Consider the following 14,175-nt stretch of genomic DNA (forward strand, 5'->3'; position numbering starts at 1 on the left):
TAATCGTCCGCCCTGAACCCCACAGATGCTCCAACACCTGCCGATGCCCGAACGTCAACACACCCGGCCTCGCCACCAGCACCCCCAACCCAACCAAGATCAGTTGCACTGAAGCCTAGAAACCACCAGATCGAATCGCCCGCCAACCTCATGATCGACGCGCCACGAGCGCGGGGGCCGCGGTCGGGTGGGTCAGGCCGGGGACAGGGGGCCGCCGCCGGGGGCGGCCGGCGGGGCGGCGGTGGCGACGCTCGCCGAGGCCGCGTCCCGGACGATCTCGCGGGGCACGAGCCGGCCCGAGCGGTAGCCGATGCCGATCCCCGCGATCAGCACGAAGATCGCACCGAAGGTCTGCAGCGAGCCGACCAGCGCGCCGCCGAGCCCGAGCAGCGGCGCCGCGATCATCAGCATGACCCCGTCGCCCATGCTGAAGGCACCCGAGCGGGCCACGGCCCAACCGGTGAGGAGCCAACCGACGCTGTAGCAGGTCGCGCCGACCAGCACGAGCGTCCGGGCCGTGGTGCCGAAGACCGGCGTCTGCTCCTCGAAGCCGGCGAAGGGCAGCATCAGCACGGTGCCGGCGATGCTCACGAGCAGCCCGGCCGCCGCGGCCCGGCGGCTGCGGGTCGCGGCGAGCAGCCCGGTGAGCGCCAGCAGCGCGAGCAGGCCCAGCCAGACCGCCGCCACCCAGCCCACCAGGTAGAGCGGCCGGCCGTCGGCCGGGTACGGGTCGTTGCCGACCCCGCCGTCGCTCGCCATCGCCACCGCGCCGTAGCAGATGGCGTACGCGGGAAGCAGCCACACCGCCGCCCGGGCGAGCCGCCGCACCGACCAGGCCCAGCTGGCGTTCGTCGCCGGCGCGCCGGGGGTCGGTTCACCGACGAAGGGCAGCACCCCGAATCCCCCGCCCGTACGCCGGGTGCCGAGCGGGCCGGTCGGGTCGTGCGCGCCCTGCACCGGTTCCGAGGACCATATGCGCTTCGCCGGATCCTTCATGCGCCACCTCGCTCCTCCACGAGCGGTGCGGGACGCGCCGGGGCGCCCCGATGCCTGGTCACCACCCGTCCTCGGACCGATGGTGGCAGGCACCGGAGCGCCCCATGAGTCGTTTTCGCATTTACCGTGGGCCGGTCCGGGCGCCGACCTGGTCAGCCGGCGCCCGGCACCCCGGAGGTCAGCCGCGTTCGCGCTGGTCGGCCGGGTCGTTCACGAGGCTCGCCGGGGAGACCGGCTCCGGCGCGGGCAGCCCCTGCGGCGTACCGCCGGTGGCCTGCGCCTCGGCGACGCGTACCTCGTCGTGGATCTCCTGGGCGGCGCTGGCGGCGGCCTGAGCGGCCTCCGCGGCCTCGCGCTCGACCTCGCCCGCGCCCTTGCTGGCCTCCGGCGTCGGCGCGTCGCCGACCATGCCGGCCAGGCCACCCAGCGCGCCGCCCATGCCCTCCAGGGCCTTGGTCAGCTCGGCCGGCACGATCCAGACCTTGTTGGCGGAGCCGTTGGCGATCTGCGGCAGCGCCTGGAGGTACTGGTAGGCGAGCACCTTCTGGCTCGGGTTGGCCTGGTGGATCGCGTCGAAGACGGTACGGATGGCCTTCGCCTGACCCTCGGCCTGCAGGATCCGGGCCTGCCGGTCACCGTCGGCGCGGAGCACGGCGGCCTGCTTCTCACCCTCGGCCGTGAGGATCTGCGACTGCTTGAGACCCTCGGCGTTGAGGATCGCGGCGCGGCGGTCCCGCTCGGCGCGCATCTGCTTCTCCATCGAGTCGCGGATGCTCGGCGGCGGCTCGATGGCCTTGATCTCGACCCGGGTCACCTTGATGCCCCACCGGCCGGTCGTCTCGTCCAGCACGCCGGAGAGGTGCCGGTTGATCTCCTCGCGGCTGGTGAGCGCCCGCTCCAGGTCGAGCGAGCCGATCACGTTACGCAGCGTGGTGACGGTCAGCTGCTCGATGGCCTGGAGGAAGTTCGAGATCTCGTACGTGGCCCGGACGGAGTCGACGACCTTGAAGTAGAGCACCGTGTCGATCGACACGACCAGGTTGTCCGAGGTGATCACCGGCTGGGGCGGGAAGCTGACCACCTGCTCACGCATGTCGACCTTGGTGCGCACCGCGTCGATGAACGGCACCAGCAGGTTGAGCCCCGGGTTGAGGGTGCGCTTGTACTTACCCAGCCGCTCCACCACGTCCTGGCGCTGCTGCGGCACGATGCGCACCGCCTTGGCCAGCGTCACCACGGCGATCAACGCCACGGCGATCACCAGCACCGTTATCGCTGTCATCAGCTTCACCCTCTCGCTTCCGGCAGTTCGCCGGTGGACGACACCTCGTCCTGCCACACCAGGGCCGTCGCGCCCCGGACCTTTATGACCCGCACCCGCTGACCCGGGTCGTACGACTGCGTGGCGTCGTACGGTCGGGCACTCCACATCTCACCATCGATCTTGACGAGGCCGTGGTCGGCGTCCACCCGTTCCAGCACCAGCGCGGTGGCACCCTCTATCGCCTCCACCCCGAAGGGCTGCTCGCCGCTCTCCAGCGCCGAGAGCCGGTGCCGCTGGATGACCGGCCGGACCACGGCCACGGTCAGCGCCGACACCGCCGCGAACACCAGTGCCTGCACGGCCGTCGGCGCACCGAGGGCCGCGGCTCCCGCGGCGGCGAACGCGCCGGCCGCGAACATGATCAGGAACAGGGTCGTCGTGAAGATCTCGGCGACCGCCAGCACCACACCCAGCACGATCCACAGCACGGCGTCCACGTAACGATCGTGACACGCGAATGCACGCGCGTCTCCCCGCGATGATCAGTAAGCTCGGCGGCGCCCGCGTCGGACGGCCCGCGAGGGCCCGGTGGCGCGCGCGCCGGACGAGCCCCCGAGGGCCCGGTGACGCGCGCCGGACGAGCCCCCGAGGGCCCGGCCGGCGCTCGCGCCCGGCCGGGCCGAGGGGCCGGGCGCCCGCCCGACGACCCGAGAGGGTCGCCGACCCACCCCCGTGAGCCAAGGAGAAGCCGTGTCCCTGCTGCCCGGCACCGCCCGTCACGTCGATGTCCTCGTCGCCGAGGCCCAGGCCGCGGGGCGTACGCCGTCACTGGTGATGGCCGTGGTCCGCGACGGCCGGCTGGCGCACCTGGCCACCGCGGGCGAGCACCCGCGACCGGACGCCGACCTCCAGTACCGCATCGGCTCGATCAGCAAGACGATGACCGCCACGCTGGTGATGCAGGAGCGCGACGCCGGCCGGCTCGCCCTGGACGACCCGCTGGAGAAGCACCTGCCCGGCACCGGCGTCGGCGCGGTCACCCTGCGCCAGTTGCTGGGCCACGCGAGCGGCCTGCAACGGGAACCGGAGGGCCAGTGGTGGGAGCGGGCCGAGGGCGCCGACCTCGCCACGCTGCTGAGCGGGGTGAGCGCCGCGAAGATCGCCTACCCGGCGCACCGCTCGTACCACTACTCGAACCTCGCGTACGGGCTGCTCGGAGGCGTGCTGGAACGGATCACCGGCACGCCCTGGGCGCGGCTCCTGCGGGAGCGGATCCTCGAACCCCTGGGCATGCACCGCACCACGTACGCGGCCACCGAGCCGTTCGCCCGCGGGTACGTGGTGCACCCGTGGCACGGCACGCTGCGCGAGGAACCGCGGACCGACACCGGGGCGATGGCCCCCGCCGGGCAGCTCTGGTCGACGATCGAGGACCTGGCCCGCTGGGCGGCGTTCCTGGCCGACCCGGCGCCGGGCGTGCTCGCCCCCGGCACGCTCACCGAGATGTGCGCGCCGGTCGTCATGAACGACCTCGACTCGTGGACCGACGGGCACGGACTGGGGCTGGAGCTCTACCGCGACGGCGACCGGGTGTACGTGGGGCACGGCGGCTCGATGCCCGGGTACGTGGCCGCCCTGGCCGTGCACCGGCGCAGCCGTACGGCCGTGGTGGGCTTCGCCAACGCGTACGGCTTCGGGATCGGCAGCCTCGGCCGGCGGATCCTCACCGCGGTGCTCGACGCGGAACCGCCACTGCCCCGGCCCTGGCGGCCGGCCGACGCCGCGCCGCCCGCCGGGGTGACCGAGGTGGCGGGCCGCTGGTGGTGGATGGGCGTACCCCTCGACGTGAGCTGGGACGCGGCCGCCGGCGAACTCGTGGCCCTGATGCGTGGCGAGCGGCTCAACCGCTTCGTCCCGGAGGGGACGGACCGCTGGCGGGGCTGCTCCGGCCCGGAGAACGGCGAGATCCTCTCGGTGCTGCGCGACGCGACCGGTGCGGTGACGGCGCTCGACATCGCGACGTTCGTCTTCACCCGCCACCCCGACGAGGAGCCCTGACCCGCCCGCGCGCGCTCCCGCGCCCGCGCGCTCCCGCCCCCGCCCCCCCCCATCCCCGCGATCTTGCACTTTCGGCCCCTAACTTGTCCCGTTTCGCGGCTTTTGCCGGGGCAGAAAGTGCAAGATCGCGGGGGGCAGGGCGGGGTGAGCGCGGGGGGCACGGGCGCGGGGGCGGGGTCAGGAGGGGTCGGTCACGAAGTCGATCAGGCGCTCCATCGCGTTGATGAGCGGCGTCTCCACGTCGGTGTAGCTCTTCACCCGGGACAGGATGTGGCGCCACAGGTCGGCGGGATCGGCCACGCCGAGCGCCGCGCACACGCCCTCCTTCCACGGCCGCCCCGGGGGCACCACCGGCCAGGCCGCGATGCCGATGGCGGCGGGTTTGACCGCCTGCCACACGTCGACGTACGGGTGCCCGGTCACCAGCACGTGCGGCGACGTCACCGTCGCCACGATCCGGCTCTCCTTGCTGCCCGGCACGAGGTGGTCGACGAGTACGCCGAGCCGCCGGCCCGGCCCGGGAGCGAACGCGCGCACCTCGGCGTCAAGGCGGTCGATGCCGTCCAGCGGCTCCACCACGACGCCCTCGATCCGCAGGTCGTCGCCCCAGATCCGCTCGACCAGGGCGGCGTCGTGCACGCCCTCCACCCAGATCCGGCTCGCCTTGGCGACCTGCGCCTTCACGCCGTCCACGGCGATCGAGCCGGAGGCGGTCCGGCGGCGGGGCTCCGGCGCCGGGGCGCGGACGGGGCGGCGCAGCGTCACCGGCTGCCCGTCCAGCAGGAACGCGGCCGGCAGCAGCGGGAAGTTGCGGCGCCTGCCGTGCCGGTCCTCCAGGACGACCGCGCCGGACTCGAAGCCCACCACCGCGCCGCAGAACCCGGAGTCGGCGTCCTCGACCACCAGGTCGGGCTCGGCGTCGACCTCCGGTACGACCCTGCGCCGCCGCCAGTCCCCCGCCAACACGTCGCTCTCGTACCGCCGCGCCATGTGGATCACGCTAACGGCCGCCCCGACCCGCGACACGCCGACGCGCCGTCCGATCCCGCCCGGGGCCACCGACCCGCGCCGATCATGCGGTTGTCGTGCCGGACGAACAGGGCGAACCAGGACCGACCGCCCACCACAAGTCCATGATCGACGAGAAACGGCGGGCGGGTACGGAGGCGGCGAAGCGGGCAGTCCGGGGCAGGCGACGCCGCCGCGCCGGCAGTCGAGACACAGCCGGTGGTGACCACGTACCCTTTCGGCATGTCCACCCCCGCAACGGGCGCGGCGACGCTGGCGCCCCGCCGGTCGAGCCGGTTCGTTGCCTGGGTACGCGCGTGGCGCGCCGGGCTGGTGCCCTTCGACGAGGTCGCCGACGCGATCGCCGGTGACGAGGAGCACCTGGTCGCCGACGCCCCCGGCACCTGGACCGACGTCCCGCTGGGCGAGGCGCTGCCCGTCCTGGCCAAGCTCTCGCCCGACGAGATCCGCCTGGTGCTGCCCGCGCCCGGCGACCCGCGCGGGCTGCCGGGGCCCGGCGACTTCGCCGGCGCGGCGCTGGACGTCGGCGAGGCGGTGGTGGCCGGCTCCCTGGGGCTGATCCCGCAGGTGCGCACGCACACCTCCGGCTCCGGGGACACGTTCGAGACGGTGCTCTGGCGGGTCTACCCGCTGCCCGCCGACGCGCCCGCCGCGTCGCTCGTCCTGCCCGGCGCCGCCGAGGCGGAGGCGGAGCTGGCCGCCGCGCTGGCCGAGACGACCGCCGCGCTGACCCGCCTCGACGTCGCCCAGTGGCGGCCCGAGCTGGCCGGCGCGCTGGAGGCGCTGCGCCGCCCGGACGGCACCACCGACCTGCCGCCCGGCTTCGACCCGCGGGCCCGCCGGCTCTTCGCCCGGGCCGCCGTCCTCGACCGGGTGCTGGCCCTCGCGGGGCACGCCGCACCGGGTGGCGCCATCAACAACTACGAGGCACAGCAGCGTGACGCGGCGCTGCGCCCGCTGACCACCGCGTGCCGGCAGGCCCTGGTCGCCGCCTGCAACGCCCCGCTACGCCCCTGACGTCGCTGGCCCGCGCCCGTCGGGGCCCCGTCCCAGTCGCGGGCCCCGCGCCGCCGGCATCTCAGCGAGCCGCAGAACGGGACGGCACACCCACCGGCACGATCGGCGGGAGCGGAGCGCCGGTCAGATCTCGTCGATCAGGTCGGCCACCGACTCGACGATGCGCGACGGGCGGTACGGGTAGCGCTCGGCCTCGGCACGGGTGCTGATGCCGGTGAGCACGAGGATGGTCTCCAGCCCCGCCTCCAGTCCGCACAGGATGTCGGTGTCCATCCGGTCGCCGATCATGGCGGTGCTCTCGGAGTGCGCGTTGATCGTGTTCAGCGCCGACCGCATCATCATCGGGTTCGGCTTGCCCACGAAGTACGGCTCGATGCCGGTCGCCTTCGAGATCATCGCGGCGACCGAGCCGGCGGCCGGCAGCGCGCCCTCGACCGACGGGCCGGTGACGTCCGGGTTGGTGCAGATGAACCTCGCCCCGTCGTTGATGAGGCGGATCGCCTTCGTGATCGCCTCGAAGCTGTACGTGCGGGTCTCCCCCAGCACCACGTAGTCGGGCGCGAAGTCGGTCAGCACGTAGCCCACCGCGTGCAGCGCCGTCGTGAGACCGGCCTCCCCGATGACGTACGCGGTGCCGCCCGGCCGCTGGTCGGCGAGGAACTGGGCGGTGGCCAGGGCGGAGGACCAGATCGCCTCCTCCGGCACGTCCAGCCCCATCCGGGCGAGCCGGGCCTGCAGGTCCCGGGGCGTGTAGATCGAGTTGTTGGTGAGCACGAGGAACGGCTTCCCGGAGGCGCGCAGCCTCTTGACGAACTCGGGCGCGCCCGGCACGGGCTGTCCCTCGTGCACCAGCACGCCATCCATGTCGGTGAGCCAGCTCTGCACGGGCTTGCGGTCAAGCATCGGTGCTCCCAGGGCGGTGTCGGGGCGGGTCGGTGTCACGGGCGGCGGGCCGGGACGCAGCACACCGCGGGGCAGGTGTCCCAGAGCGGCAGCTCACCGAGGCGCCGGCGCAGCCGCGCGCCGTCGGGGTCGATCCGCTCGGCGACCAGCTCGCGGACCATCGCCACGAAGCGCGGGTCGGTGCCCGGGGTGCCGGCGCGGACGAAGTCGAGCCCGAGCTGCTTGGCGGTCTGCCGCGCCTCGGTGTCCAGGTCCCAGACCACCTCCAGGTGGTCGGAGACGAACCCGATCGGGCTCACCACCACGCTCGTGGTGCCCGCCTCGGCCAGCGCGGCCAGGTGGTCGTTGACGTCCGGCTCCAGCCAGGGCACCTGCGGCGGGCCGGAGCGGCTCTGCCAGACGAGGTCGTACGGCAGGTCGGGCGCGGCGGCCGCGGCCACCAGCCGGGCCGTCTCGCGCAGTTGCGCCTCGTACCGGCCGCCGTGCGGGCCGGCGTTGGCGGCCATCGAGACGGGCACCGAGTGGGCGGTGAAGACCAGCCGGGTGGTGTCCCGCCGCGCGGGGTCGAGTTGGTCGAGCGCGGACCGTACGGCGTCGGCGTGCGGCTCGACGAACCCGGGGTGGTCCCAGAACTGGCGGAGCTTCTCGATCACCGGGGCGTCCGGGCCGACGGCGGCCCGGGCCGCCGCGATGTCCTCCTGGTACTGGCGGCAGGAGGAGTAGCCGCCGTACGCGCTGGTGACGAAGGCGAGGGCCCGGGTCACCCCGTCGTCGCGCATCTGCGTCACCGTGTCGGCGAGCATCGGGTGCCAGTTCCGGTTGCCCCAGTAGACCGGCAGGTCGAGGCCGTTCGCGGCGAAGTCCGCGCGGATCGCGGCGAGCAGGTCACGGTGCTGCTGGTTGATCGGCGACACGCCGCCGAAGTGCTGGTAGTGCTCGGCGACCTCGGCCAGCCGCTCGGGCGGCACGCCACGGCCCCGGGTGACGTTCTGGAGGAACGGCATCACGTCCTCGGGCCGCTCCGGTCCGCCGAAGCCCAACAGCACCACCGCGTCGTACGCCATGGCTCCATTCTCCCCCGCGGCCCCGGTCACCCTGGCGAGGCCCCCGTACGGCGGGGGTGAGGGGCCCCTGCTCCAGCGGAAGCGTCGAGGGAGCCCCTCCCCACGGCTCAGGCGCCGAGGGCGTGGTAGCCGCCGTCGACGTGCACGACCTCGCCGGTGGTGGCCGGGAACCAGTCGGAGAGCAGCGCCAGGCAGGCCCGGGCCGCCGGCTCCTGGTCGGTGAGGCTCCAGCCCAGCGGGGCCCGCTCGGTCCAGGCGTTCTCGAACTGCTCGAACCCGGGGATCGACTTCGCGGCCATCGTCCGCAGCGGGCCGGCGGAGACGAGGTTGCTGCGGATGCCGCGCTTGCCGAGGTGCAGCGCCAGGTAGCGGGAGGCGGACTCCAGCCCGGCCTTGGCCACGCCCATCCAGTCGTAGACCGGCCACGCCTTCGTGGCGTCGAACGTGAGGCCGACCACGGCCCCGCCCGCGGACATGAGGGGCAGCGCCGCCATGGCCAGCGACTTGTAGGAGTACGTGGAGACGTGGATGGCGGTGGCCACGTCCTCCCACGGCGCGTCGAGGAACCCGCCGCCGAGGCAGCTCTGCGGGGCGAAGCCGATCGAGTGGACCACGCCGTCCAGGCCGTCCACGTGCTCGCGTACCTTGTCGGCGAGCCCGGCGAGGTGCTCGGTGTTGGTCACGTCCAACTCGATCACCGGGGCCGCCTCGGGCAGTCGCTTGGCGATCCGCTCCACCAGGGAGAGGCGCCCGTAGCCGGTTAGCACGACCTGCGCCCCGTTCTCCTGGGCGAGCTTCGCCACCGAGAAGGCGATCGAGGCGTCGGTGATGACGCCGGTGACCAGCAGCCGCTTACCGGCCAGCAGTCCGGACATGCCGGGGTTCCTCCGTCCTTCGAGTGGTGATGCGCTCAGTGGCCCATGCCCAGGCCGCCGTCGACCGGGATGACGGCGCCGGAGATGTAGCCGGCACTGTCCCCGGCCAGCCAGGTGACCACCGCGGCGACCTCCTCCGGGCTGGCCATCCGGCCCGCCGGGATCGACTTGAGGATCTCCGCCTTGCGCTCCTCGGACAGCACGGCGGTCATGTCGGTGTCGATGAAGCCGGGCGCGACCACGTTGGCGGTGATGTTGCGGGTGCCCAGCTCGCGCGTGATCGAGCGGGCGACGCCCACGAGGCCGGCCTTGCTCGCCGCGTAGTTGACCTGGCCGGCGCCGCCGGAGAGGCCGACCACCGAGGAGATGAAGATCATCCGGCCCCACCGGGCGCGGAGCATCTTGGCCGAGGCGCGCTTGGCGCAGCGGAACGCGCCGGTGAGGTTCGTGTCCAGCACCCGGGTGAACTGCTCCTCCGACATCCGCATGAGCAGCGTGTCCTCGGTGATGCCGGCGTTGGCGACCAGCACCTCGACCGGCCCCAGCTCGGCCTCGATCGCCGCGAAGCCCGCGTCCACGGACTCGGCGTCGGTCACGTCGCACCGTACGCCGAAGAAGCCCTCGGGTGCCTCGCCGCTGCGGTAGGTCACCGCCACCCGGTCGCCCTGCTTGGCGAAGGCCTGCGCGATGGCCAGGCCGATCCCCCGGTTACCTCCGGTAACCAGCACTGTTCGAGACACCGTGGTTCCTCCAAAGATCGCTGCGGCATGGAGACTAGGCGCTACCGCACGGTAATCACTAACCAGGCCCACGTCATACCGTGGTACGGGCCACCGGATCACCCCGCGGGAGCACGACCTCGACGCCCCGCCGAACTAGTGTGCGGGGGATGGACCGCACACCTGTCCGCGCCGCGCGGGCCGCCCTGCGCCGTGTCGTGGCCGGACCGGACTACCCCGCGGTCGGATCGCCGCTGCGACGCTGGCCGCGCGTGGCCGCCGTGGCCCGGACGGTCGGGCTGCTGGCACTGATCGGGCTGGCCCTCGTCACCGCGCAGTTCCTGCTCGACTCGCGGAAGCTACCCGTCGCCACCGCCTGGCTGATCGCGCTGCTGACCGTCGCGCCGCTGCCGTTCCTGCTCGCCCGACCGCTGTGGGCCTGGCGGATCATGTTCGTCGGCCAGCTGTTCGGGACGTTCAACCGGCGGCCCACGGAGGACTGGCCGTGGAGCCCCACCCAGGTCCTGGTCATCCTCGTCGTGCTGGTCACCGTGGCCGCGCGGGTCGACCGGGCCGTGCTCGCCTGGGTCGGGTTGTTCAGCCTCCTCCCCGTATGGATCTTCGTGGCGCCGCGGAACCAGGTCGGCATCACCCTGCTGTTCGTGGTGCTGCTCGTCATCGGCGACCTGGTGCGGCGCAACGTGCTCACCCGGCGGGCCCTCGCCGAGCAGGCCGAGCGCAGCGAGCTGGAGCAGGCCCGGCGGGCGGTGCTGGAGGAACGGACGCGGATCGCGCGGGAGCTGCACGACGTGGTCGCCCACCACATGTCGATGATCGCCGTCCAGGCCGAGACCGCCCCGTACCGGCTCGGCGAGGTGCCCGCGCCCGCGCAGGCCGAGTTCGCGGCCATCGCCGGCTCCGCGCGGGCCGCGCTGACCGACATGCGGCGGCTGCTCGGGGTGCTGCGGAGCGAGTCGGACCAGGCCCGGACCACTCCGCAACCCGGTCTCGCGCAACTGCCGGAGCTGGTGGCGGCGGCCCGCCGGGCCGGCATGACCGTCGCGCTGGACAGCGACGTGCCGGCCGATCCGCCGGCGCCCGTCGGGCTGGCCGCGTACCGGATCGTGCAGGAGGGACTGGCCAACGCGGCCCGGCACGCGGCCGGCGCCGCGGTGCGGGTCACGGTCCGCGTCCAGGGCGGCGACCTGGCCGTACGCGTGGTCAACGACGGCACCGGCGCCTCCCCGGAGGGGCGCGGCGGCGGGCACGGCCTGACCGGCATGCGGGAACGCGCCGTCGCCCTCGGGGGTACGTTCACCGCCGGGCCCACCGACGGCGGCGGTTACGCGGTGGAGGCGCTGCTGCCCTGCGACGGAGAGGACGGGACCACATGATCCGGGTGCTGATCGCCGACGACCAGGCGATGGTGCGCCAGGGCTTCGGCGCGCTGCTGGCCGCCCAGCCGGACCTGGTCGTGGTCGGCGACGCGGCCGACGGCGCGCAGGCGGTCGCCGCGGCCCGCCAGCTCGACCCGGACGTGGTGCTCATGGACGTCCGGATGCCGGTGCTCGACGGGCTCGCGGCCACCCGCAAGCTGCTCGGCGACCGGCCCTCGGCGAGGCCCCGGGTCCTCATCCTCACCACCTTCGACCTGGACGACTACGTCTACGAGGCGCTGCGCGCCGGGGCGAGCGGCTTCCTCCTCAAGGACGCCCCCGCCGCCGACCTGGTGCACGCCGTACGGGTGGTGGCGGCGGGGGACGCCCTGCTCGCCCCCGCCGTGACGCGCCGGCTCATCGCCGAGTTCGCGGCCCGTCCGGAGCGGCACCGGCCCCGCCCCACCGAACTGGCCGCGCTCACCCCGCGGGAGACCGACGTGCTGCGGCTGATCGCGCGGGGCCGGTCCAACCAGGAGATCGCGGCCGACCTGGTAGTCGCGGAGCAGACGGTGAAGACCCACGTCAGCCGGATCCTCGCGAAGCTGCACCTGCGGGACCGGGCGCAGGCCGTGGTGCTGGCGTACGAGACGGGGCTCGTGGCCGCCGGCGAGTAGCACCGGCGTAGCGGGCACGGATCGCTCCCCGGCGTGACGCCCGCGGCCCGGCCCCGGGCGCACTCTCTCCACCTTCGACCTGGAGGGAGATCGCGATGCGCTGGAGCCCACCCACCCGTACGGCGCTGGCCGTCCTGCTCGGCGCGGGCCTCGTCCTGCCCGGCCGGCCGGAGCCGGTGGCGGCGGCCGCGTACGTCGACGCGTACCCGCTCACGGCGGCCGCGATGCGGGCGGCCGGCCCGCCGTACGCGGACTGGGCCGCGCGGGGGCGACGGTTCCTGCTGTTCGACCCGCACGGCGACGGCCGTGCCGTCGAGGTCCTCGGCGACCTGGCCACGGCGGACCGGATCGTGGTGCTGGTGCCCGGGGTCGGCGCCACGCTGCGTGACTTCGACCGGGGCCTGGGCGGGGTCGCCCGCCGCGCGCCGGCGGTGCAGGCCCGCGCCCTGTACCAGGCGGCGCGCACGGTCGACCCGGGGGCGCGGGTGGCGGTGCTCGCCTGGCTCGGGTACGACGCGCCGGACGGTGTGCTCGCCGCCGCGGGTCCGGCCGACGCCCACCGGGGCGCCGCCGCGCTGCGCGGGACGCTGCGCCTCCTGGCGGGGCACCGCCCGTCGGCCCGCGTGACCCTCGTCGGGCACAGCTACGGCGCGCTCGTGGCCGGCCTGGCGGCGGTGGACGCGCCGGCGCAGGTGACCGACGTGGTGACCCTCGGCGGGGTCGGGGCGGGCGTGGACCGGGCCGCCGGGCTGGGCGCCGGCCGCCGGGTGTGGGCGGCGGAGGCGCCGGACGACTGGATCCGCCGCGTGCCGCCGGTCCGGCTGCCCGGCCTCGGGCACGGCCGGCGCCCCGCCGACCCGGACTTCGGCGCCCGGGCCCTGCCCGTGACGGGTGCGCGCGGACACGACGGCTACCTCGTGCCGGGCAGCGCCACGCTGGCCGCCGTGGCGTCGGTCGCGCTCACCGGGGCGGTCGCAACCCCGCTGACCGGGGCCGCCGGCGCGGTCCTCGCGGCTGCGGGGGTGGCCCGGTGAGGCGCGACCCGGCGATCGACGCGCTGCGCGGGTACGCGGTCGCCGGCGTGGTGCTCGGGCACTGGCTGGTGACCGGGCTCGTGCTCACCTCCGACGGGGCGCTCGCGCAGGCCAGCCCGCTCGCCGCGATGCCCGCCCTGGCCCCGGCCACCTGGCTGTTGCAGACCCTCGGCCTGTTCTTCTTCACGGCCGGGTACGCCTCGGCCCGCTCGGCCGCCCGGCACCGGGGCGGTCCGGGCCGTTGGCTCGCCCACCGGCTGCGCCGGCTGGTGCTGCCGACCGTCGCGCTGCTCGGCACCGGGGCCGCGCTGCTGCTGGCGGCGACCGTGGCCGGCGCACCGGACGACACCCTCGCGGTCGCGCTGGACCTGGCGGCGAGTCCACTGTGGTTCCTGCTGCCGCTCGGCGCGCTGATCGCGTCGACCGGGCCGCTGCGCGCCGCCGTACGCCGGTGGGGCCCGTGGTGGTGCGCGGCGCCGGCGGTCGCCGCGGTGGCCGTGGCGGACGTGGCCGGCGGCCCGCTGCCGGTCAGCCTGCTGGCCGCGTGGTCGGTGCCCTACCTGCTCGGGTTGGCGCACGCCGACGGCCGGCTGTGCGGACGCCGCCCGGCGGCGACGCTCGCCGCCGGTGGCGCGGTGGCGCTCGCCGCGCTGGTCGTCGCCGGGTACCCGGCCAGCGCCGTGGGTGTGCCCGGTGCCGCCATGTCGAACCTGAACCCGCCGTCGCTCGTCGCGGTCGCCCTGGCGGCCGCCCAGATCGGGGTGGGGCTGCTCGCCCGCCCGGCGCTGCTGCGGCTGACCCGGCGGCCGGTTCCGGCCCGGGTGGTGGGCGCGGTGAACCGGCACGCGATGCGGATCTACCTGTGGCACCAGCCGGTGCTCGTCGGGGTCACCGCGCTCGCGGCGCGCGTCGCGGGGCCGCTGCCCGGCCTGCACACCGCGCCGGACGGCCCGGCGTGGCTGGCGGCGCGCGTCTGCTGGCTGCCCCTGCTGCTCCTGTTGCTGGCGGCGCTGGTCACGCGCCGGACGGTGCCCGCCGGGATGGACGGGAGCGTCCGGGTGTACGATGTTGCGCGTTCCGAGCCCCGCCGACCGCAGGAGGTGATCGCTGTGCGAGATAGCGATCCTTCCAGTCGTGGCCGGGCCGATCGTCAGCCCCGCTGA

Annotated in this window: 14 protein-coding genes; 6 read left to right on the forward strand and 8 right to left on the reverse strand. The window is 74.8% G+C overall.

Going from position 1 to position 14,175, the window contains the following annotated elements; all coding sequences use genetic code 11:
* Positions 1-192: 192 nt before the first annotated feature.
* From D7I43_RS29275 to D7I43_RS29285, 3 genes are all read right to left on the reverse strand, one after another.
* On the reverse strand, positions 193-996 hold the full coding sequence (locus tag D7I43_RS29275; protein ID WP_120331821.1) for a hypothetical protein: 804 nt from the start codon (positions 994-996) through the stop codon (positions 193-195).
* A 178-nt stretch (positions 997-1,174) separates the two neighbouring features.
* Positions 1,175-2,278 carry an SPFH domain-containing protein gene (locus D7I43_RS29280; protein WP_120331851.1) on the reverse strand — a complete coding sequence of 368 codons (1,104 nt, stop codon included), beginning with the start codon at positions 2,276-2,278 and terminating at the stop codon, positions 1,175-1,177.
* A gap of 5 nt (positions 2,279-2,283) precedes the next feature.
* Entirely contained in the window at positions 2,284-2,757 is a 474-nt protein-coding gene (locus D7I43_RS29285) for an NfeD family protein (protein ID WP_120331822.1), read from the reverse strand.
* 253 nt (positions 2,758-3,010) lie between these two features.
* On the opposite strand from D7I43_RS29285, the gene D7I43_RS29290 reads away from it, so the two are divergent.
* The gene (locus D7I43_RS29290) at positions 3,011-4,318 is read left to right on the forward strand and encodes a serine hydrolase domain-containing protein (protein WP_120331823.1); all 1,308 of its coding nucleotides are present in this window, start codon (positions 3,011-3,013) and stop codon (positions 4,316-4,318) included.
* Positions 4,319-4,495: 177 nt separating this feature from the next.
* Here the strand turns inward: D7I43_RS29290 and D7I43_RS29295 are convergent, their stop codons facing one another.
* Positions 4,496-5,308 (reverse strand): DUF3097 domain-containing protein, encoded by an 813-nt coding sequence (locus tag D7I43_RS29295; protein ID WP_120331852.1) that lies wholly within the window; start codon positions 5,306-5,308, stop codon positions 4,496-4,498.
* Positions 5,309-5,569: 261 nt separating this feature from the next.
* On the opposite strand from D7I43_RS29295, the gene D7I43_RS29300 reads away from it, so the two are divergent.
* The gene (locus D7I43_RS29300; protein ID WP_120331853.1) at positions 5,570-6,364 is read left to right on the forward strand and encodes a hypothetical protein; all 795 of its coding nucleotides are present in this window, start codon (positions 5,570-5,572) and stop codon (positions 6,362-6,364) included.
* Positions 6,365-6,487: 123 nt separating this feature from the next.
* Here D7I43_RS29300 and D7I43_RS29305 read toward each other — a convergent pair whose 3' ends face one another.
* The 4 genes from D7I43_RS29305 to fabG form a co-directional block, all read right to left on the reverse strand.
* A complete protein-coding gene (locus D7I43_RS29305) occupies positions 6,488-7,351 on the reverse strand; it encodes an HAD-IIA family hydrolase (RefSeq protein WP_192902300.1) in 864 nt (287 codons plus the stop codon).
* Positions 7,303-8,331 (reverse strand): ferrochelatase, encoded by a 1,029-nt coding sequence (locus D7I43_RS29310; protein WP_120331824.1) that lies wholly within the window; start codon positions 8,329-8,331, stop codon positions 7,303-7,305. The genes D7I43_RS29305 and D7I43_RS29310 overlap by 49 nt, the downstream gene beginning before the upstream one ends.
* Before the next feature lie 107 nt (positions 8,332-8,438).
* Complete coding sequence (gene fabI / locus D7I43_RS29315; RefSeq protein WP_120331825.1) at positions 8,439-9,206, reverse strand: enoyl-ACP reductase FabI; 768 nt, start codon at positions 9,204-9,206, stop codon at positions 8,439-8,441.
* A gap of 35 nt (positions 9,207-9,241) precedes the next feature.
* Positions 9,242-9,946, reverse strand: coding sequence for a beta-ketoacyl-ACP reductase (gene fabG / locus D7I43_RS29320; protein ID WP_120331826.1), 705 nt, complete (start codon positions 9,944-9,946; stop codon positions 9,242-9,244).
* A 149-nt stretch (positions 9,947-10,095) separates the two neighbouring features.
* On the opposite strand from fabG, the gene D7I43_RS29325 reads away from it, so the two are divergent.
* The 4 genes from D7I43_RS29325 (at position 10,096) to D7I43_RS29340 (ending at position 14,175) form a co-directional block, all read left to right on the forward strand.
* Positions 10,096-11,319, forward strand: a complete 1,224-nt coding sequence (locus D7I43_RS29325; protein ID WP_120331827.1) for a sensor histidine kinase — start codon at positions 10,096-10,098, stop codon at positions 11,317-11,319.
* Positions 11,316-11,978 carry a response regulator gene (locus D7I43_RS29330; protein ID WP_120331828.1) on the forward strand — a complete coding sequence of 221 codons (663 nt, stop codon included), beginning with the start codon at positions 11,316-11,318 and terminating at the stop codon, positions 11,976-11,978. Before D7I43_RS29325 ends, D7I43_RS29330 begins: the two co-directional genes overlap by 4 nt.
* A 95-nt stretch (positions 11,979-12,073) precedes the next feature.
* Positions 12,074-13,012: an alpha/beta hydrolase gene (locus D7I43_RS29335; protein ID WP_120331829.1), complete on the forward strand. Its 939-nt coding sequence runs from the start codon at positions 12,074-12,076 to the stop codon at positions 13,010-13,012.
* Positions 13,009-14,175 carry an acyltransferase family protein gene (locus D7I43_RS29340; RefSeq protein WP_120331830.1) on the forward strand — a complete coding sequence of 389 codons (1,167 nt, stop codon included), beginning with the start codon at positions 13,009-13,011 and terminating at the stop codon, positions 14,173-14,175. The genes D7I43_RS29335 and D7I43_RS29340 overlap by 4 nt, the downstream gene beginning before the upstream one ends.

Origin of the sequence: Micromonospora globbae, assembly GCF_003610785.1 — a bacterium.
In the GTDB taxonomy this organism is placed as follows: Bacteria; Actinomycetota; Actinomycetes; order Mycobacteriales; family Micromonosporaceae; genus Micromonospora; species Micromonospora globbae.